Origin of the sequence: Candidatus Accumulibacter cognatus (assembly GCF_000584975.1) — a bacterium.
GTDB classification, from domain to species: Bacteria; Pseudomonadota; Gammaproteobacteria; order Burkholderiales; family Rhodocyclaceae; genus Accumulibacter; species Accumulibacter cognatus.
The window spans coordinates 36,544-54,053 of record NZ_JDST02000047.1; the positions used below are offsets into that span (position 1 = coordinate 36,544).

At 60.7% G+C, this 17,510-nt stretch carries 15 protein-coding genes, 1 tRNA gene and 1 pseudogene; 13 read left to right on the forward strand and 4 right to left on the reverse strand.

Going from position 1 to position 17,510, the window contains the following annotated elements; translation table 11 throughout:
- The first annotated feature begins 18 nt into the window (after nucleotides 1-18).
- On the forward strand, nucleotides 19-1,143 hold the full coding sequence (locus tag AW06_RS09410) for a hypothetical protein (RefSeq protein ID WP_034949078.1): 1,125 nt from the start codon (nucleotides 19-21) through the stop codon (nucleotides 1,141-1,143).
- Here the strand turns inward: AW06_RS09410 and AW06_RS20310 are convergent.
- Nucleotides 1,124-1,930, reverse strand: coding sequence for an alpha/beta hydrolase (locus AW06_RS20310; protein WP_171047211.1), 807 nt, complete (start codon nucleotides 1,928-1,930; stop codon nucleotides 1,124-1,126). The two genes, AW06_RS09410 and AW06_RS20310, sit on opposite strands and share 20 nt — an antisense overlap.
- Before the next feature lie 990 nt (nucleotides 1,931-2,920).
- Between AW06_RS20310 and AW06_RS09420 the strand changes: the two genes are divergently transcribed.
- The 8 genes from AW06_RS09420 to AW06_RS09455 are packed head-to-tail and all read left to right on the forward strand — an operon-like array spanning nucleotide 2,921 to nucleotide 12,269.
- Nucleotides 2,921-3,157 carry a hypothetical protein gene (locus AW06_RS09420; protein ID WP_034949080.1) on the forward strand — a complete coding sequence of 79 codons (237 nt, stop codon included), beginning with the start codon at nucleotides 2,921-2,923 and terminating at the stop codon, nucleotides 3,155-3,157.
- Nucleotides 3,154-5,901: an N-6 DNA methylase gene (locus tag AW06_RS09425; RefSeq protein ID WP_034949082.1), complete on the forward strand. Its 2,748-nt coding sequence runs from the start codon at nucleotides 3,154-3,156 to the stop codon at nucleotides 5,899-5,901. The genes AW06_RS09420 and AW06_RS09425 overlap by 4 nt, the downstream gene beginning before the upstream one ends.
- A complete protein-coding gene (locus AW06_RS09430; protein WP_273704559.1) occupies nucleotides 5,901-7,259 on the forward strand; it encodes a hypothetical protein in 1,359 nt (452 codons plus the stop codon). Before AW06_RS09425 ends, AW06_RS09430 begins: the two co-directional genes overlap by 1 nt.
- Complete coding sequence (locus tag AW06_RS09435; RefSeq protein WP_273704560.1) at nucleotides 7,256-8,299, forward strand: virulence RhuM family protein; 1,044 nt, start codon at nucleotides 7,256-7,258, stop codon at nucleotides 8,297-8,299. Before AW06_RS09430 ends, AW06_RS09435 begins: the two co-directional genes overlap by 4 nt.
- Entirely contained in the window at nucleotides 8,296-8,490 is a 195-nt protein-coding gene (locus tag AW06_RS09440; protein ID WP_034949086.1) for a DNA modification system-associated small protein, read from the forward strand. The genes AW06_RS09435 and AW06_RS09440 overlap by 4 nt, the downstream gene beginning before the upstream one ends.
- A complete protein-coding gene (locus AW06_RS09445) occupies nucleotides 8,487-8,747 on the forward strand; it encodes a hypothetical protein (RefSeq protein ID WP_034949088.1) in 261 nt (86 codons plus the stop codon). Before AW06_RS09440 ends, AW06_RS09445 begins: the two co-directional genes overlap by 4 nt.
- Nucleotides 8,744-10,747: a DNA sulfur modification protein DndD gene (dndD, locus tag AW06_RS09450; RefSeq protein ID WP_034949089.1), complete on the forward strand. Its 2,004-nt coding sequence runs from the start codon at nucleotides 8,744-8,746 to the stop codon at nucleotides 10,745-10,747. The genes AW06_RS09445 and dndD overlap by 4 nt, the downstream gene beginning before the upstream one ends.
- Nucleotides 10,740-12,269 carry a DndE family protein gene (locus tag AW06_RS09455; RefSeq protein WP_034949090.1) on the forward strand — a complete coding sequence of 510 codons (1,530 nt, stop codon included), beginning with the start codon at nucleotides 10,740-10,742 and terminating at the stop codon, nucleotides 12,267-12,269. Before dndD ends, AW06_RS09455 begins: the two co-directional genes overlap by 8 nt.
- Nucleotides 12,270-12,317: 48 nt before the next feature.
- On the opposite strand, the pseudogene AW06_RS09460 reads toward AW06_RS09455, so the two are convergent.
- Together AW06_RS09460 and AW06_RS09465 are read right to left on the reverse strand one after the other, a co-directional pair.
- A pseudogene (locus AW06_RS09460) lies at nucleotides 12,318-12,866 on the reverse strand (tyrosine-type recombinase/integrase); the annotation flags it as partial.
- A gap of 111 nt (nucleotides 12,867-12,977) precedes the next feature.
- A tRNA-Leu gene (locus AW06_RS09465) sits at nucleotides 12,978-13,062 on the reverse strand.
- A gap of 168 nt (nucleotides 13,063-13,230) precedes the next feature.
- Here AW06_RS09465 and hpnC point away from each other — a divergent pair.
- Genes hpnC through hpnE form a run of 3 tightly spaced genes read left to right on the forward strand, consistent with a single transcriptional unit; the run spans nucleotide 13,231 to nucleotide 16,275 of the window.
- Nucleotides 13,231-14,040, forward strand: a complete 810-nt coding sequence (hpnC, locus tag AW06_RS09470; protein WP_034949092.1) for a squalene synthase HpnC — start codon at nucleotides 13,231-13,233, stop codon at nucleotides 14,038-14,040.
- A gap of 43 nt (nucleotides 14,041-14,083) precedes the next feature.
- The gene (gene hpnD, locus AW06_RS09475) at nucleotides 14,084-14,917 is read left to right on the forward strand and encodes a presqualene diphosphate synthase HpnD (RefSeq protein ID WP_034949094.1); all 834 of its coding nucleotides are present in this window, start codon (nucleotides 14,084-14,086) and stop codon (nucleotides 14,915-14,917) included.
- A complete protein-coding gene (gene hpnE, locus AW06_RS09480; protein ID WP_034949096.1) occupies nucleotides 14,914-16,275 on the forward strand; it encodes a hydroxysqualene dehydroxylase HpnE in 1,362 nt (453 codons plus the stop codon). The genes hpnD and hpnE overlap by 4 nt, the downstream gene beginning before the upstream one ends.
- Here the strand turns inward: hpnE and AW06_RS09485 are convergent.
- The gene (locus AW06_RS09485) at nucleotides 16,196-16,882 is read right to left on the reverse strand and encodes an ATP-binding cassette domain-containing protein (protein WP_034949098.1); all 687 of its coding nucleotides are present in this window, start codon (nucleotides 16,880-16,882) and stop codon (nucleotides 16,196-16,198) included. The two genes, hpnE and AW06_RS09485, sit on opposite strands and share 80 nt — an antisense overlap.
- On the opposite strand from AW06_RS09485, the gene AW06_RS09490 reads away from it, so the two are divergent.
- Entirely contained in the window at nucleotides 16,881-17,498 is a 618-nt protein-coding gene (locus tag AW06_RS09490) for an arylesterase (RefSeq protein WP_034949100.1), read from the forward strand. The two genes, AW06_RS09485 and AW06_RS09490, sit on opposite strands and share 2 nt — an antisense overlap.
- Nucleotides 17,499-17,510: the final 12 nt, after the last annotated feature.

Below are 17,510 nucleotides of genomic sequence, written 5' to 3' on the forward strand. Positions count from 1 at the left end.
TTCTGGAGATCCCTGCCCATGCCTCGTTCGCTGCGCTGCCATCGCCATCTGGTTCTGATTGGGCTTTTCCTGGCCTTGTTGGGCGCCGGCGGATCTGCCAATGCCCGTACCACCGATTCGCTGGCCCGTGCCTACGCTGGCCTGCCGGATTCCCGGCAAGCCACTTCGAACGACGTTCCGGAAGCCGGTGCGGCCTATGGCAAGACGGTGGACCAGTCGTGGATTGCTTACCGCAATAGTACTGGCCAACCAGCGGCAAACTGGGCAGCCAAACACATCGCTGCACCGGCGGGTGGCACGGTTTTTTATCCCTTCGCTGGCCCGGACCTGGTAACGGTTGCCCAGTTATTCCCTGCCGCTGAGCGCTATGTGCTGGTGGCCATGCAGCCTGCCCAGCCGCCGGTAGACCCGTTGCAGTTGTCGGAAGCCGCACGCCAGAATTTCTATCGGAAATTCAGTGGCGAGTGGCGGAAGTTCGGTCGCCTCGGTTTCTTTCGCACCAACGATCTGGATGCCGATGTCCGCGATAAGCAGGTCAGAATAGGTCTGACGCCTATCTTGATGGCCTTTGCCGCCCGCTTGGGATATACAGTCGTCGAGGTATCTCCGATTGCCCTGAGCCCGGAAACCGGCGAATTCGAGCCTCTCGTGAACGCGCGTACGGACGCCTGGAACGCTGTCCGGCTCACCCTCTCCCGGGCTGGGAAAACCGTGCGGGTCGATTATGTGCGCATGGATCTTTCCAATTCCTACCTGGAATCCCACGAATTGTCGCGGGTCTGGATGACACGCATGGCGCGCCATCCGGTTCTTCTCAAGGCTGCCTCCCATTTGCCCCAGAACGCTAGTTTTTCGATCATACGGGATGCGCTGGTGACTAATACCCCGCTACTTGTGCAGGATGAAACCGGCGTTGACTATCGCGAGTTGGGCAAGATCGGCGACGTGGCGTTGTATGGCCATTTCGAGCGGCCGCATCCCCTGTTCAATCCGAAATCCCAGCAATCCTTGGCAGCCGCCTATCGTGTCGGCAAGACCAGCGGCGAACTCCCGTTTGCCTTTAGTTACCAGAAGGGCAGCAACCAGCGATGTCTCCAGGTGGTTCGGCGGCGGGTCGTGGGAGCTACGGCACAAGTTTACTGAAGACCCGGAGAGAGAAGTTCCGGACCAGAGTGTTGAAATCATCCGCGGCCTCGTAGAAAAGCGCGTGACCGGCGTCCTCGTAGATTTTGATTTCTGCCAGATCAGGTCCACGCTTCCGACTCAGGGCGGCGGCTTGGTCACGCAGACGGGGCGTCACCGCGTAGAGGACCGGAACCTCTTGCCGGTTGACGATATCTCGCCAATAGGTACGCGGATAGGGTTGGGCGAGCAATTCCATTGCGGCCTTGGGCGGGACTCCCAGGGCTGAAGCCAGTACCGCCTGGCGTAAGGCCGGCGGCAGTGGCTGGCGGAAGATGGAGTCGCAGAAACCGGTGAGATAGGGGACGCGTCGCTGCGGATCGGCCAGATTCTCCTGGCGTCGGGAGGGTCGAGGCGGCGGAGGGTTGCCCTCGCCTATCGAGTTGTCAATCAGGATCAGACCCCGCAACCGGGCCGGTCGGCGCTGCTCGATGAAATCCAGGGTTTCCAGGACACCCAGTGACCAGCCCGCCAGGATGAAATCCCCCACACCCGCTGCCGCTAGCAGCTCATCCATATCCCGGAGGCGAATCTCGGGGCGATGGGATCCTGGGTACACCTGGGAAAGCCCCTGCGAGCGAGGGTCGAAGGCGATCACGCGGAACTCCCTGGACAAACCAGCCAGTTGCGCTTCGAAAACGGCCGCAGGCATCAGCCAACCAGGAACAAACAGCAGCGTGCGTTCACCTGAACCTGCCTCCAGGTAGTGGAGCCGCAATCCATCGGAAGTCTCAAAGTACCTGTCCATGGTGGCTGCCATACCCATCGCGCTGAAAATTCCTAGCAATACAAATACCCACACCTGCCTCAGAGCCAATCTGAGGGCTGTCCTGTTGAGTCGATGGCCAAAGTCTCTCATGATGCCCTTGCGCGTTGCTTTTAATGTGAAAGTCGCGTATGCGACTCACGAATCTCCCCTCCCCCGCGTGGGGGAGGGGTTGGGGGAGAGGGATACGGTCATGACTTTCATGATCGGGGGTGCCTGGAAAAGTCATGACCGTTGGTGTGAAAGTTGCGTTGGCGACTCACCCGTCACCGCATCAGCAACCTGCCTGGCCCATCCCGTCAGAAGCTCTTGGCCCGTCTCCCGGAGGATTGCTGTCACGCGCCGCCCGGCTTCGTCGGTACGCCATAGGGTTCCCTGAGCATTCTCCATCAGTCCAGCCTCTCCAGCAGCTTGGCCAACCTCTTCGGCCGGGCAGCCAGGCGGGCCGCCAAGACTCTCGTATCGAAAGCTTCGTCGCAGGAAATGAGGGGCATGGCTTCTCTCCGGGGATGGGAACGCTACTCTACCGCAGACTCCTCGCCAATTTGGCAAAGTTGCTGACCATTATCGGCGTAGGGACTCGTCCAACACTTTCATTCACACCCGCAAACGGCTGACCGCCACCGATTCGATGCCGCTGTCCGGCGTCAACGTGAAGGCGAATTCGTGCCGGCGGAGCGCGCACAGGTCGTACATGCGCTTGTCGGCGGGGTCAGCCAGCAAATCCCCGCACTTGAGGATGTGCTCTGCGTTTCCTCGATCGCCGCGAAATCAAACTCCTGCAACAGCTCGCCTGCCGAGAAGCAGCGCTCTAATCGTGGATTCGGCATCTGTCGGAAGAAATCGCGGGTCGAGTAGTGGCTGGTCATGTCTCACTTCCATGGGACCGAACATGTCATGAATTTGGATTGTGCCGGACTTTCCGGTACATTACCGTACTTCCGCAGTACAAGCGCCACACAAGGAGAAACCATGGCTCCCGGCAAGACAGCCATCTTGAGTCTTCGCATCGAACCCGGTCTGAAGGAAGCACTGCGCGCCGCCGCCGAACAGGAACACCGCAGCATCGCCAACATGGTGGAAGTGATGATCCGCGAGTATTGCGGGCGGAACAGCGTCGCCCTTGCCGAACAACCTGCACCCATCTACAGCAAGCAGTCTCGCGCAGCCGACGAGACAAAATCGCCAAGAACCAAGAAAGACGCATGAACACCAAGGAAGTCATCGACCGGATCTTCAAGGAACCCGGCGTCCAGTTTGAACTGACGGAGTTCGAGAACCTCGGCAAGCCCATCCACGAGATCCTCTTCGTCTACCCGAAGGCCGCCACGACTGGCAAGGATGCCGGCAAGACCAGGTACTACCTCAAGAGCTTGATCCCGTTCTCGACCGGCAACGAGGAAGTGCAGGTCCATGCCGAGGGCGGAAAGTCGGCACCCGAGGAGATCGTCAGGCAGCTTTGGGTGTACAAGCTGATGCACCAATACGGCTACCATGCTGACGAAATCGACCTGGAAAAAGGCGTTCAATTCGGCACCGAGATCGGCACCAAGGCCGCCGATATCATCGTCTATATCGACGCGACCAAGCTCACGCCGAAGATCATCGTCGAGTGCAAGAAACCCAAGCGCAAGGACGGCATCGAGCAGCTCAAGAGCTACATGAACGCCAAGGGCGCGCCGGTCGCAGTATGGTCCAACGGGGCCGACAGTATCATTCTGTATCGCCCCTATCCGGCGCAGTTCGACGACACGCTGTTTGACATCCCGAAGCGCGGCCAAGCGCCAAAGGATGTGCTCGAAGCCAGCAAGACGCTCCTGCAGCTCAAGAAGGACTTCAACTTCAAGAAGATCATTCAGGATCTGGAAGAGCTGGTCCTGGCCGACAGCGGCAAGGACGAGTTCAACGAAATCTTCAAGCTGATCTTCGCCAAAATCTGGGACGAGAAGGAGGCGCTGGAGCATCGCGCAAACAAGGTCGTCGAGTTTCGCAAGGCCATCGACCCCGTGATCACTTACGATCGCATCAACAACCTGTTTCACAAAGCTTGCGAAGAATGGCCCGGCATCTTCAAGGAAGGCGAGGACATCGAGTTGGCGAACCGCCACCTGCAGGTGTGCGTTGGCCCCATCGAGGGCGTGCGCCTGCTCGGATCGAACCTGCGCATCATGGACGATGCCTTCGAATACCTGCTGCCAACCGAGGCCAAGAAGAAAAAGGGGCAGTTTTTCACCCCGCGCCATGTCGTTGAAATGTGCGTGCGCATGCTCAACCCGAGGCGTACCGAATATGTCATGGACCCGTCGTGTGGGTCAGGCGGTTTTCTGCTGCACGCCATGGACTGGTGCTACCCCGCCAGGGACAATGACCAGCGCGAGCTGCGCAAGCACAGGTACGCGTCCAGGTACCTGTGGGGCATCGACTTTGAACAGCGCGCCGCCAAGACTTCGCGTGCCCTGATGCTGATTGCCGGCGACGGACACACCAACATCTTCGGGCCTGATGTCAGCAGCCTCGACCCGCGCACCTGGTACGAAAACGCTTCCGGCCAGGCGCTGATGCAGGGCCTCCGCCAGGCCAGGCTGACCGCCACGAAAATTCCCGAAGGCGAAACCCTCAAGGACGACGACAAGGCCTGGGAATATTTCGACGAGCTGAAGTTCGACGTGATCCTCGCCAATCCACCGTTCGCCGGCGAGATGAAGGACCGCAAGATGCTCGCGCACTATGAGTTGGCCAAGCCGGCGCTCAAGCGCGCCGGCGACGACAAGGCGCCGAAGGAAGAGCGCGACGTGCTCTTCATCGAACGTATCCTGAAAATGCTCAAGCCCGGTGGGCGTGCCGCCGTCGTCCTGCCGCAGGGCAAGTTCAACAATTCCTCGCTGGCCTTCATCCGCGAGTGGATTCTCAAGAAGGCGCGGCTGCTGGCGGTCGTCGGCCTGCACCCGAACACCTTCAAGCCGCATACCGGCACCAAGACCTCGGTGCTGTTCGTCCAGAAATACACGCCGGAACAGCTCGCCCGGATTGCGCAGGTCCATGATCAGGTCGCCGGCGCCTGCCCGGATTACGAAGCGCAGATCAAGGCGCTGCTGGCGGCCCATGATGCGGCGGTCGACGTGCCCGATGAAACCATCCCCGAAGCGGTGGCCGACCTGATCGCCGAAACCTTCGGCGAGCCGGAAGCGGACGAAGCGGCCAACGGCAACGGGGACGAGGAAAACGGCGAAGGCGGCTACGAGGAGGTGGACACTGCCGACCAGGACCGCATCGCCGCCGCCGAAGAAAGGCTGCACGCCCTCAAGGCCGCGCTCGTCAAGGCCAGGCAGCGGCTGATCAACCTCGACAGCGATCTCGAAGCGCTCGCGCTCAAGCAGTCGCAGGAAATCGACGCCTGCACGACGCAATGGAGCGGCGAAAAGAGCGCGCTCCGCCACCAGATCCAGGAAGTCCGCCAGCGCTATCGAATCAGCGTCCAGGAGATGAAGGAAGTGCAGAAAGCGCAGCAGCGAGTCATCAAGGTCGAGATCAAGGGGCTGGAGAAACAGATTCCGCACGCCGAGAAGGCGCTGCAACTGCTCAGCAATCGCGGACGGCTGCAATTGCTGCTGGCCGATGATGAACTGATCGGCACGCTCAAGGAACGCTGGATCGCCGCCGAAGTCGCCAAGCAACTCGACTACCCGATCTTCATGGCGGTCAGCGAGCGCGGCGGCAAGGACAATTCCGGGGACTACAAACACCTGCTGGATGAGCAAGGCAGCCTCGTCGAATTCCCCGATGGTCATCCGCAGGAAGGGCAACTGATCGTCGATCAGGATCTGGTCAATTACGACTTGCGCGCTGAAGACCTGGCCGATGCGGCCAGGATTCCCGACGAACAATTGTGTGTGGCGGAGGCATTCGTTCGCTTCGCTCAGGCGCAGAAGTTTCGCTTCTGGAGGGGCGAGTAATGGCGGTCTGGAGCACTGTCGATGTTTCCGAACTAGGGCATGCTCAACGTATAGAAGCCGACTATTACCGGCCGCACTATCTCGAAGTTTCTGCGCGACTGGAGGCAGTCAAATCGGTCCCATTAACGCGACATCTTGGGTATCTGACTGATGGTACGCACGTAACACCAAAGTATGTGCCGCAGGGCGTCCCATTTCTCTCGTCAAGTGATATTGACCCGTTCATTGTTTCTCCGGACATCGAGAAATTCATTTCTGAGGCAGAGCATTTACGCCTGCGCCATTGCCAACCCGATGCAGGCGACATTCTTATGTCGAAATCCGGTCGAATCGGATCGTGTGCGGTAGTACCGGCGTCAATCAAGAAGGGGGACTGGAATATCTACGAAGGCGTTGCACTACTTCGGGTCGACGGAGTCGAGCCGCACTACGTTGCTGCCTTTCTGAACTCAAAATACGGCCATTCCCAGATCCGACGCGAGTTGAAAGGCGTTGCCCAACCGCATCTCCATTTAGAAGACATACGAAGACTGAAGCTCTTTGTCCCGGAACATCACGAAATGGCTGAGGTATCGGCACTGGTGCTTGGCGGCACGGGACGAGCACAATGTGCCCATCGTCTTTTTCAAGACGCGCAGGCTGCTCTCGAAACTGAGCTTGGGCTAGACAAGCTGACGTACCAGAACCCGGTGGGTTACGTCGCACAATTTAGCGACTTGGAAGCCTCGCATCGCTCAGATGCACAGTACTATCGGCCGCGCTTCAAACAACTGATCGAGCACCTCTCAGCATTTTCGTCAGCGCGGGTACGAGACATTCGCAGCCTCAACCGGCGCGGCCTGCAACCGATCTATTTGCGAAATGGCGATGTCGACGTCGTCAATAGCCAGCACCTTGGGCCGAAGCACATCGACTACGATGGGTTGGAGAAAACCAGCGCAAAATCGTTTGCTGCGGCTCCTGAAGCACACATAAAGAAAGACGATCTGCTGATTTACACAACTGGCGCGTATATCGGGCGGACCAATGTCTATCTGAGCGACGCGCCGGCCATGGCCAGCAACCACGTCAATATTCTTCGGCTGCAACCGGGTATCGACGCGGCCTATATGGCCCTTGTTTTCCAGTCCATCGTAGGGCAGTTTCAGACGCAGCAGCATGCACGTGGCAGCGCCCAGGCCGAACTCTATCCAAGCGATATTGACCGCTTTGTCGTTCCCCTGCTCGACGCCGACAAGCAGAAAGCCATAGGCGATTTGCTGCGCGAAAGTCTGGCGAAACAACAGGAATCGCACGGGCTGCTCGAACAAGCCAAGACCCGCGTCGAACAACTCATCGAGGCTGCGATCCAGCCATGAGCGAGCTGATTCCCGAACCGTCCGCACCCGGCAAGGGCCAATTTCTCGTCTATGAGGCCGAGGATCGCCGCGTCAAGATCGATGTTCGGCTGGCCGATGAAACCGTCTGGTTGTCACAAGCCCTCATCGCCGAGCTGTTTCAGACCTCGGTGCCGAATATCAGCATGCACATTCGGAATGTATACGAGGAGGGCGAGCTTCAGCCCGAGACAACCATTAAGAAATTCTTAACGGTTCGCCAGGAAGGCAGCCGGGCGGTGCGCCGCCAACTCGATCACTACAACCTCGACATGATCATCTCGGTCGGCTACCGGGTGAAGAGCCATGTCGCGACGCGCTTTCGCATCTGGGCGACGCAACGCCTCAAGGAATACATCGTCAAGGGTTTTACGCTCGACGACGAACGGCTGAAGAACCCGCAGCAGCCCTTCGACTACTTCGAAGAGCTGACCCGCCGCATCCAGGACATCCGCACCTCGGAGCGGCGTTTCTACCAGAAGATCACCGACATCTACGCGACCAGCATCGACTACGACCCGACGCTGGAGATCAGCCTGACCTTCTTCAAGACCGTGCAGAACAAGATGCACTGGGCGATCGCCGGCCAGACCGCCGCCGAGATCGTGCATGCGCGCGCCGATGCCGACAAGCCTCACATGGGCCTGACTACCTGGCGCGGCGCCAGGGTACGCAAGCAGGATGTCGGTATCGCCAAGAACTATCTGGCGGAAGACGAACTGCGCGCCCTGAACAACCTGGCCGAACAATATCTGATCTTCGCCGAAGGCCAGGCGATGCGCCGCATCCCCATGCACATGCGCGACTGGATCAGGAAGCTCGACGGTTTCCTGAACATCAACGACCGCGACATCCTGACCCACGCCGGAAAAATCTCGCACGAGATGGCGCAGCAGCGAGCCGAGGCCGAATACGAGCAATATCACCGGCGGCGGATCGCCGAGCAATCGCAGGCCGTCAGCGACTTCGACCGGATGGCCAGGCAATTGACGAACAGCGAACGAGGCAAAAAGAAACCATGAACATGACGCCCGACGACGGCCGGCTGCTGGCGGATTTGTGCGAGCAGCATGGCGTGAGCGCCGACAAGGTGCGAAAGCTGCTCGATGCCGTGCGCGACTACGAATTCAAGGACCGGCGAACCGGGGTGTATGACGCGCTGCGCGAGATTCTGAAGAGCAAGCCGGCCACCAAAACGGAACACCGGGCATGAACGACGGTGTGGACAGGGATTGTTTCGTCAAGGACCCGGGCCTGCTGGTCGAACTGTGCCGAAAGGTGATCGACGAACTCGATTCCGGCGCCTGCGACTCCGGCGTTGTCGAACGTGAGGCGCAACTGCGCGAGATCGCGAAGACCATCGAGCGACTGGAAAAGGCCCAGTGGGTGAGGTATCAAATGACTCAGGACGGCACCCTGCGCGCCGATTCACCTTACGGGATTTGGGTGCTGATGGAGAGCCCCCGATGAAATTCCGCAAGCTCACCCTCGAAAATTACAAGTCCTTCCAGTTCCCGACGGAGATCGTTTTCCCGATCGGCGACGATGGTCGCAGCATCTTCCTGATCGGCGGCATGAACGGCGCGGGCAAGACCTCGATCATGGAGGCAGTGACGTTCTGCCTGTATGGTGGCAAGGTCGACGACATTTACCGCAACATCAACCGGCGCGAGAAAGCCAAGGGCAATGCCAACGTGGCGTTCGAGATCGTCATCGAGATGGATGACGCTTCGGAGCTGGTGGTCAAGCGCTCCTGGACGGCCGGCGCGGTCAGCGAGCCGCGGGCGCGCGATCTGACTGAACGGCTGGTGGTCGTGCGCGACGGCAAGCGCGTGTCGGTGCAAAACCAGGAAATCTGGCAGGACTTCATCCGCGCGGCGATCCCGCCGGGCATCACGCAGTTCTTCTTCTTCGACGGCGAGAAGATTCAGCAGATTGCCGCCGACGATCATTCGGAGGTCCGCCTGAAATCATCGCTGGAGGCCGCGCTGGGCATCCAGTACATCAACCGGCTGGCCAGCGACATCGTCTATATCAAGCAGCAGGAACGGCAAGGTTTTGTCGAGATTTCCGACGCAGATCTGGAATTCAAGCAGAGCGAACTGAAGCGCGAGAAGAGCAAGCGGGTGCGCAAACATCAGGAGCGAGACGGCTTGCGCGCCGAACTGGACGGCTTCAAGGCGCAACTGGGCGATGCCAGGAAGCGCTTCGAGGCGTCCTTCCACGCCGCGCCAGAATCGCGCGAGGCGATGCGCGAGCAGGAGAAGAAGCGCGTGCTCGCGGCCAACCGGCTGGCGCAGGTGGACAGCGAGATTCGCAACCTCTGCGAAAAAGCCTTGCCATTCAGCATTGCGGGCAAGCTGTTTGGCGGCATCCGGCGGCAGATTGAAGCCGAGCGCGAATCGGCCAGCGGTGAGGCGATCAAGGAGAACGCCGCCTTGCTGGCGAAGCGCATCGTGCGCGTGGTCGAGGAACCAGAACCCATCTACCGGGAGAAATTGTCGGCCGAGCGCATGGCCGAGCTGGAACGGCGCATCTTCCGCATGCTCAAGGAAGGCGACCACAATGCGGAGGTGACGAAGGTTCTCGACCTATCCGATCGCGACGCGGCGCGGGTCCTGAACCGTATGGAAGCCCTGGAAAACAGCGATGTCTTCCTGCTCAAGCCATTGCTGGAAGAAGCCGACAGTCTCAAGGTGCAGCTCCGGCAACTGGAAGGTGTCGTTGGCCAGGTGGGTGCGTTGTCACCCACCGAACGTGACCTGTTCGACGAATTGCAATCGGTGATGGAGAGCTGTTCGACGCAGATCGGGCGGAAGACCGAACAACTGCGATTGGTCGAGGAAGATGTTCTGACCCTCGACAAGCGCATTGCCGCCATCGAGGTGGAGATCGAGAAGCTCTACGAGAAGCACAACGTCTCGAAGGAAAAGGTCGACTTCATCGAGGAGTGCGATGCCATCGCCAGCGTGCTGAACCAGTTCATTGTCCGCCTGCGCAAGAGCAAGGTGCATGTGCTGCAGGAGAAGACCTTCGAGATGTACCGGCTTCTTTCCAGCCGCAGCGGCCTGATCAAGGACATCACCATCGACGACAAGACCTACGAGGTCCGGATCACCGACCGCAACGGACACGAGATTCGCAAGTCGTCGATGGCGGCTGGCGAAAAGGAAGTGTTTGCGATTTCGCTGCTGTGGGGGCTGGCGCAGACCAGCGAACTCAAGCTGCCGATCATCATCGACACCCCCCTATCGCGCCTCGACAGCACGCATCGCGACAACATCGTCAACCACTACTTCCCGAATGCCGGCGAGCAGGTGGTGATCCTTTCGACCGACACGGAGATCGATACCAGCTACTACCGATCCCTCAAGCCTCGCCTCAGCGGCGCGGCGTGTCTTGAATTTGATCAGAGGCAAGAGCTGACGACGTTCCGGCAAGGGTATTTCTGGGAGACCCGCCATGGCTGACCGCCTTTACACCTCAAGCGAGGCCGATGAGGTCCTGAGTGCGCTGCGTTTTGAAACGAAGCTGGAGAAAGCGACGCTGGCGCGGATCGCCTTCGCACTTTCGCTGGTCAAGGACGGCGCAGGCGTTGCACCCAGTCCGAGTTTCAGCGGCGGCGAGATGAAGCGGCCGACCTTCGTCGGCGAGGACGAGGTATTTCTGCGTACCCTGGTCGCACAGACCTACGGCAAGCGCGACTTCAGCGAGGACGAGTTCTTCTCCAACCGCTCGGTCATCAAGAACCATATTGACAGCGGCGCGGCCTGGTTGGCGAGATTGTTTGAGGAAGCCGGCCGCAGTGGCGAGGCGCTGATTCGGCGGCTGCTGGACGAAGTGGAATTCGCCGGACGCCGCGAGCATTTGGGTAGTGGCCTGGACATCTTCATCGGTCGGACGCTGTTGCAGCGAACCGAGTTGGTCATGGAACTGAACAACACGACCAGGCATGCCAACTCGCACCTGGCCATCATGGGCATGCCCGGAGTCGGCAAGACGCAATTTCTGCTCAAGATACTCGCCGACATCCGCATCCAGTCGAATTACCAGACCCACTTCATCTACTTCGACTACAAGGGCGACGTGGTGGACAACGCCCGCTTTCTCGAAGTGGCGCGAGTGCAGCCCTTCCGGTTGCTACAAGGCGGGCAGAACCTGCCCATCAATCCTTTCATCTTGCCGGCCTACGACGAGCAGACCATCAATGTCTCGGCGCGCGAGAAGGCCGAGAGTTTTGCGTCGATCAACAGTAAGCTCGGCCCCGTACAAAAAGGGGCATTGACCGAAGCGATACGCGCCGCCTATGCCAAACGTACTGGATCGGCTTCACCCTACCCGGACTTTCCCGATGTCCTTGAAGTCGCCGCGGCGGCGTATGAAGAAGACGGCAAGAGAGACGACAGCCTGATCGAAGTGCTGCGCGACCTCTCCGACTTCGACCTCTTCTGGCGCCATGGCAACGAGGCCGCGCCCATGGACCGGGTAGCGAACCGCACGATGTTGATTGACGTGCATGCGATGCCGGTGCTCAAGGAATTGGTCGCCTATCTGGTGATCGAGCGGCTCTACAAGGAAATGGCAACGCTGCCCGACAGCCCGGTCACCGAAGGTCGGCGCACCATTCGGACCATTCTGGTCATCGACGAAGCGCACAACTATCTCAGCCAGAAGAACATGTTCCTTCAGCGCATCATCCGCGAAGGGCGTTCAAAAGGGGTGGTCGTGTTTTTCGCCAGCCAATCGCCCAACGACTACCAGCAGAAATTCTTCAACTTCCAGCAGTTGCTCAGTTTCGCTTACATTTTCCAGTGCGATGGCGTAGCGGCGGGATCGGTCCAGGACATTCTTGGTTGCAGTGCCAAAACGGCGAGGGACTTGCAGACGGAGATCGCTCGTTTGGAACCATGGCAGGTCATCGCGCGCAGTCAGGAGAAGACCGAGGAGTTCGTGAAGTTCACCGCCGAGGCGTTCTACAAGACCTACGCATGAGGCTACCGATTTCTTCAGGTGCGATAGCAGATAGCCCGCTGTCTCCCCCTACGCGGCCCTGATGATCGGTATGGCTGCACCGCTCACCTTCAGCCGCTCCAGGTAGTCGGCCCACTGCTGCATCATGGTCTGGCGCTCTTTCAGGAACCTGGTCCGGTTGTAGGCCGTGCCCAGGGCATCAGGGGCCTGATGTGCAAGCTGATGCCCGATGACATCGGGCTTGATGTGCAACTCCTCGTGCAGGATCGTTCGCGCCATCGCGCGAAATCCGTGCCCGGTGATTTCGGTCTTGGTGTCGTAGCCCATCCAGCGCAAGGCCGCGTTGATCGCCGCCTCGCTCATGGCATTTTGCGGATCGAGGCCGGGAAAAACGTGTCGCCGATTCCCGCTCAGTTCGTGCAATTCGCGGAGGATCAACACAGCCTGAGACGTGAACGGAACAAGGTGCTCGCTCTTGGTCTTGCTCACCAGCTCAGCCTTGGGAACCGGTATCGCGCCATTTAGGTCCGGGCAGGGGTCGAGTTCGGCTCGGCCTGTGGCGATCGCATAGCGGAAGGCTCGGCTGATTTCGCTGCGCACACGATGTGCTGTATAGCGTGGGATTGCAATAGATGACTTGGGGCTTACGTGGACAAAGAAAAGGCCAGAATCCTTGCTGTTGCTTGGAGTTCTGGCCTTTTGGGACTACCTTGGACTTGTACTTGTTCTTGGTGCCCAGGAAGGGAGTCGAACCCCCACACCTTGCGGCGGCAGGACCTAAACCTGCTGCGTCTACCAATTTCGCCACCTGGGCACGGCCAACCCTGACAAGGGGTACATGCGCTGCACAGTCGGTCACTCGTTCGCCGGCGACCGCCGCTCGGCTGTTTATCGCATGAGGTCGATATTCTAACCGCGACAATCCTATACTGTCAGCTCTCCGCGATTCCGGTCAAGCCGGACCAGGCCAATTCCCTCCCCGATGCCCGTCGACCACTACGAAAACTTCCCGGTTGCCTCGCTGCTGCTGCCGCGACGCCTGCGTCGGCCGGTCGAGGCAATCTATCGTTTCGCGCGCGCTGCCGACGACCTCGCCGACGAGGGCGATGCCAGCGACGAGGTACGCCTGCGGGGACTCGCCGGGTATCGGGAGGAACTCGACGCCATCGAGCGCGGTGAACCTCCGGCCGGGCAGGATTTCGCGGAGTTGGCGACGATCATCCGGGAGTGGCATCTGCCCGTGCAGTTGCTGCGCGACCTGCTCGACGCGTTTGCGCAGGATGTCGTCAAGAAGCGCTATGCGGATTACCCGGAGCTCCTCGACTACTGCCGACGTTCCGCCAATCCGGTGGGCCGGCTGCTGCTGCACCTGGTCGGGCAAGACAACGAGGCGAACCTGCACCGTTCGGACTGCATCTGCTCCGCTCTGCAACTGGTCAATTTCTGGCAGGACATCGCGATCGACTGGCAAAAGCAGCGCATCTATCTGCCGCTTGGCGACCTTGAACGCTTTGGCATTGCCGAATCAGACATCGCTGGCGGGCGCTGGAGCGAGGCATGGGCAGCGCTGCTCGATTTCCAGGTCGAACGGACGCGTCGCCTGATGGGCGAGGGCGCATCGCTGGTCCAGCAACTGCCGGGCCGCATGGGCTGGGAGATACGGGTGACGGTACAGGGGGGGCTACGCATCCTGGAGAAGATTCAGCGCGTCCGCGGCAACGTCTTCCGGCATCGCCCTGTGCTCGGCGCCGGTGACTGGCTGTGCATCGGCGGACGCGCGTTGGCCATGTAAGTCATGGGAGAATGGCGGCCCTGTGCCGATCCCGAGATTGCGAATGACCCCCGACGAATATTGCCAACAGAAAGCCGCCCGCAGTGGCTCAAGCTTCTATTACAGCTTTCTCTTCCTGCCGCCAAACCGGCGGCGTGCAATCACGGCGCTCTATGCCTTCTGCCGGGAAGTCGACGATGTCGTCGATGAATGCCAGGAGCCGCAGCTTGCAGCGACCAAGCTGGCCTGGTGGCGACAGGAGCTGGCTCGCTTCAGCGCCGGCCAGGCGCAGCATCCGGTAACCCAGGCACTGCAGGCGGCGAGCGCCGAATTCCATCTGCCCGAGGAACAATTGCAGGAAATCATCGATGGCATGGAGATGGACCTGCAACAGTCGCGCTACCTCGATTTCAAGGCGCTGTCGCTCTATTGTTATCGCGTTGCTGGCGTCGTCGGTCTGCTCGCCGCGGAAATCTTCGGCTACCAGGATCGCAAGACACAGAAGTATGCGCACGATCTCGGCATCGCTTTTCAGCTCACCAATATCATCCGCGACGTCGGCGAGGATGCGCGCATGGGCCGAATCTACCTGCCGATCGAGGATCTGCAGCGTTTCGGGGTGACCGCCGCCGATATCCTCAAGTCTCGCCATTCAGAGAATTTCCGCCGCCTGATGGACTTCCAGATCGAGCGCGCCGAGCGTTATTACGTCCAGGCGATCGACGAACTGCCGACGGCTGACCGCCGGGCACAGCGTCCGGGTCTGGTGATGGCGGCGATCTATCGCACCCTTCTGGACGAAATCAAACGGGATGGCTGTCAGGTCCTGACGCAGCGCACTTCGCTGACGCCGCTGCGCAAGCTCTGGATCGCCTGGCGGACCTGGGTGCGTGGATGAGAGCCGCGATCATCGGCGGCGGCTGGGCGGGCCTGTCCGCCGCTGTCGAACTGGCAAAAGCCGGTGTCCGGGTGACGGTCTTCGAAGCGGCGAAGCAACTCGGGGGCCGTGCCCGCAGCGTCGAGGTGCAAGGGCAGCAGCTCGACAACGGACAGCACATCCTGGTCGGCGCCTATCGCGAAACGCTGCGCCTGATGCAGGAAGTCGGCGCCGATCCGGAGCGGCTGCTCAGGCGCCTGCCCCTTGAACTGAGCTTCCCGGCCAGCCAGCCGCTTCCCTTTCACCTGCGGCTGCCGCGCCTGCCCGCACCATGGCATCTGGCGTGCGGATTGCTGGCGGCGCGCGGTGTCCGTCTGAGCGAAAAGATCAGCGCCGTTCGCTTCATGCGCTGGCTCAAGGTCGCGGCCTACCGGATCGGCGAAGACTGCACGGTGACGACCTTGCTCGATCGCCATCACCAGCACGGCAGCCTGCGCCGCCACCTCTGGGAGCCACTCTGTCTGGCAGCGCTCAATACCCCGCCGGCACAGGCCTCGGCGCAGATTTTCGTCAATACCTTGCGCGACAGTCTCGGCAGTGGGCGTGCCGCAACCGATCTCTTGCTGCCGGCAGCCGACCTCGATCGGCTGTTCCCGGCCGCCGCGGCGAACTTCATTCGCGCGCGTGGCGGTGAAATCCATCTGTCGGCCCGTGTCGACGCGATTGACACCGGGCCCGGCATTCGTGGCGAGTCCTTCGACCACGTGATCGTAGCAGCCGGCCCGCAGCACGCGGCGGCCTTGCTTGCCCGGCACGAGGCAACGATCGCCAGCGCGCAACTGCTTGCCGAGTATACCTTCGAGCCGATCGGCACCGTCTATGGGGGCTATCCGCAGCAAGTACGCCTGCCCTTGCCGATGCTCGGGCTCTATGATCGTGCTGGCGGTCAGGTCGGGCAGTGGGTTTTTGATCGCGGTGCGCTTTGCGGCACCGCCGGCGTCATGGCCTTCGTTCTCAGCGGCCATGGCGCCTGGGAAGCGCTCGACAATGCCGCGCTGGCCGCCCTTCTGCATCACCAACTCGCCGTCACCCTCGATCGCCGGTTGCCGGCAATGCTCTGGTTCCAGGTGATCCGCGAACGGCGGGCAACCTTCCGCTGCCGCCCCAATCTGCGCCGGCTCAGCGCCAGAACCGATCTCGCCGGCTGCTGGCTGGCGGGTGACTACGTCTGCGCCGAGTATCCGGCAACGCTTGAAGCGGCGGTCCGCAGCGGTGTCGCGGCGGCCCGCGAAATCCTGCTCAGCGAATCTCTTCCAGTTGCCCGGCGTGCATACGCAAGCGGCGGCAACAGCGCGCCGCAATTTCCTCGTCATGGGTGACGAGAATCAGCGTGGTGCCGCTTTCGGCATTGATCGCAAACATCAACTCGATGACCTGATGACCGGTGGCGGCATCGAGATTGCCGGTCGGCTCGTCGGCGAGCACCAGCCGGGGCTTCGGTGCAAAGGCACGGGCCAGGGCCACCCGCTGCTGCTCGCCGCCGGAGAGATGTTTCGGATAATGCCGCAGGCGGTGCGCCAGCCCGACCCGCTGCAACCAGTGCTCGGCCTCGGCGCGGGCGTTGGCGGTGCCGGCGAGTTCGAGCGGCAGCATCACGTTTTCGATGGCGTTCAGCGACGGCAGCAACTGGAAGGTCTGAAAGACGAAGCCCAGCAGGCGACCGCGCAGTACCGCCCGTGCATCTTCGTCGAGCCTGCCGAGATCCTCGCCCGCGAGCGCAACCGAGCCGCTGCTCGGCAGGTCGAGGCCGGCCAGCAGGCCCAGCAGGGTGGATTTTCCGGAACCGGAGGCACCGACGATCGCCACCGTCTCGCCGGGGGCGACGGCGAACGAAATCTCGTGCAGAATGGTTAACGGCTCGCCTCCGTTATCCACCCGTTTGGCGAGATCTCTCACCTCAACGACCATCGATGCATCTCGACCCATGTCCCGTATTCCAAACTGCCGCAGCCTGTTGCTCGCCGGACTCCTGTTGATCGCCCCGGCGGCACAGGCGGTACAAACCATTCTCGTTTTCGGCGATTCGCTGTCGGCGGGCTACGGCATCCGCCAGGACGCCGCCTGGCCCGTCTTGCTCGCCAAACGCCTGCAGCAAAAGAGGCTCGATTATAGCGTCGTCAATGCCAGCATTTCGGGAGAAACCACCAGCGGCGGCCGTACCCGCATCGACGCAGCGCTGGCCAGGTACTCGCCACAGGTGGTGATCATTGCCCTGGGTGCCAACGATGGCCTGCGTGGTCTGCCGGTCGAACAATTGCGCGACAATCTGACCGCCATCGTCACCAGCGCCCAGAAGAAGAACGCGCAGGTGCTGCTGGTCGGCCAGCGCATCCCGCCCAATTATGGTTCCTACGCCCGGCAATTTCATCTGGTTTTCGGCGAGGTGGCGAAAACCCGCAAGACCGCGCTGGTCGACTTCCTGCTCGAGGGCGTGGCAACCGAACCCCATCTGTTCCAGTCCGACAACCTGCATCCGACCGCCGAAGCACAACCCCTGCTGTTGAACAACGTCTGGCGAGGCCTCGCCCCACTGTTAAAATAGCCGATCGTAAAC

Bases quoted from the DNA above. Each gene is read 5' to 3' on its own strand.
- AW06_RS09410 (WP_034949078.1), top strand. From the start codon at position 19: ATGCCTCGTTCGCTGCGCTGCCATCGCCATCTGGTTCTGATTGGGCTT.
- AW06_RS20310 (WP_171047211.1), bottom strand. From the start codon at position 1,930: ATGGACAGGTACTTTGAGACTTCCGATGGATTGCGGCTCCACTACCTG.
- AW06_RS09420 (WP_034949080.1), top strand. From the start codon at position 2,921: ATGGCTCCCGGCAAGACAGCCATCTTGAGTCTTCGCATCGAACCCGGT.
- AW06_RS09425 (WP_034949082.1), top strand. From the start codon at position 3,154: ATGAACACCAAGGAAGTCATCGACCGGATCTTCAAGGAACCCGGCGTC.
- AW06_RS09430 (WP_273704559.1), top strand. From the start codon at position 5,901: ATGGCGGTCTGGAGCACTGTCGATGTTTCCGAACTAGGGCATGCTCAA.
- AW06_RS09435 (WP_273704560.1), top strand. From the start codon at position 7,256: ATGAGCGAGCTGATTCCCGAACCGTCCGCACCCGGCAAGGGCCAATTT.
- AW06_RS09440 (WP_034949086.1), top strand. From the start codon at position 8,296: ATGAACATGACGCCCGACGACGGCCGGCTGCTGGCGGATTTGTGCGAG.
- AW06_RS09445 (WP_034949088.1), top strand. From the start codon at position 8,487: ATGAACGACGGTGTGGACAGGGATTGTTTCGTCAAGGACCCGGGCCTG.
- dndD (WP_034949089.1), top strand. From the start codon at position 8,744: ATGAAATTCCGCAAGCTCACCCTCGAAAATTACAAGTCCTTCCAGTTC.
- AW06_RS09455 (WP_034949090.1), top strand. From the start codon at position 10,740: ATGGCTGACCGCCTTTACACCTCAAGCGAGGCCGATGAGGTCCTGAGT.
- hpnC (WP_034949092.1), top strand. From the start codon at position 13,231: ATGCCCGTCGACCACTACGAAAACTTCCCGGTTGCCTCGCTGCTGCTG.
- hpnD (WP_034949094.1), top strand. From the start codon at position 14,084: ATGACCCCCGACGAATATTGCCAACAGAAAGCCGCCCGCAGTGGCTCA.
- hpnE (WP_034949096.1), top strand. From the start codon at position 14,914: ATGAGAGCCGCGATCATCGGCGGCGGCTGGGCGGGCCTGTCCGCCGCT.
- AW06_RS09490 (WP_034949100.1), top strand. From the start codon at position 16,881: ATGTCCCGTATTCCAAACTGCCGCAGCCTGTTGCTCGCCGGACTCCTG.
- AW06_RS09485 (WP_034949098.1), bottom strand. From the start codon at position 16,882: ATGGGTCGAGATGCATCGATGGTCGTTGAGGTGAGAGATCTCGCCAAA.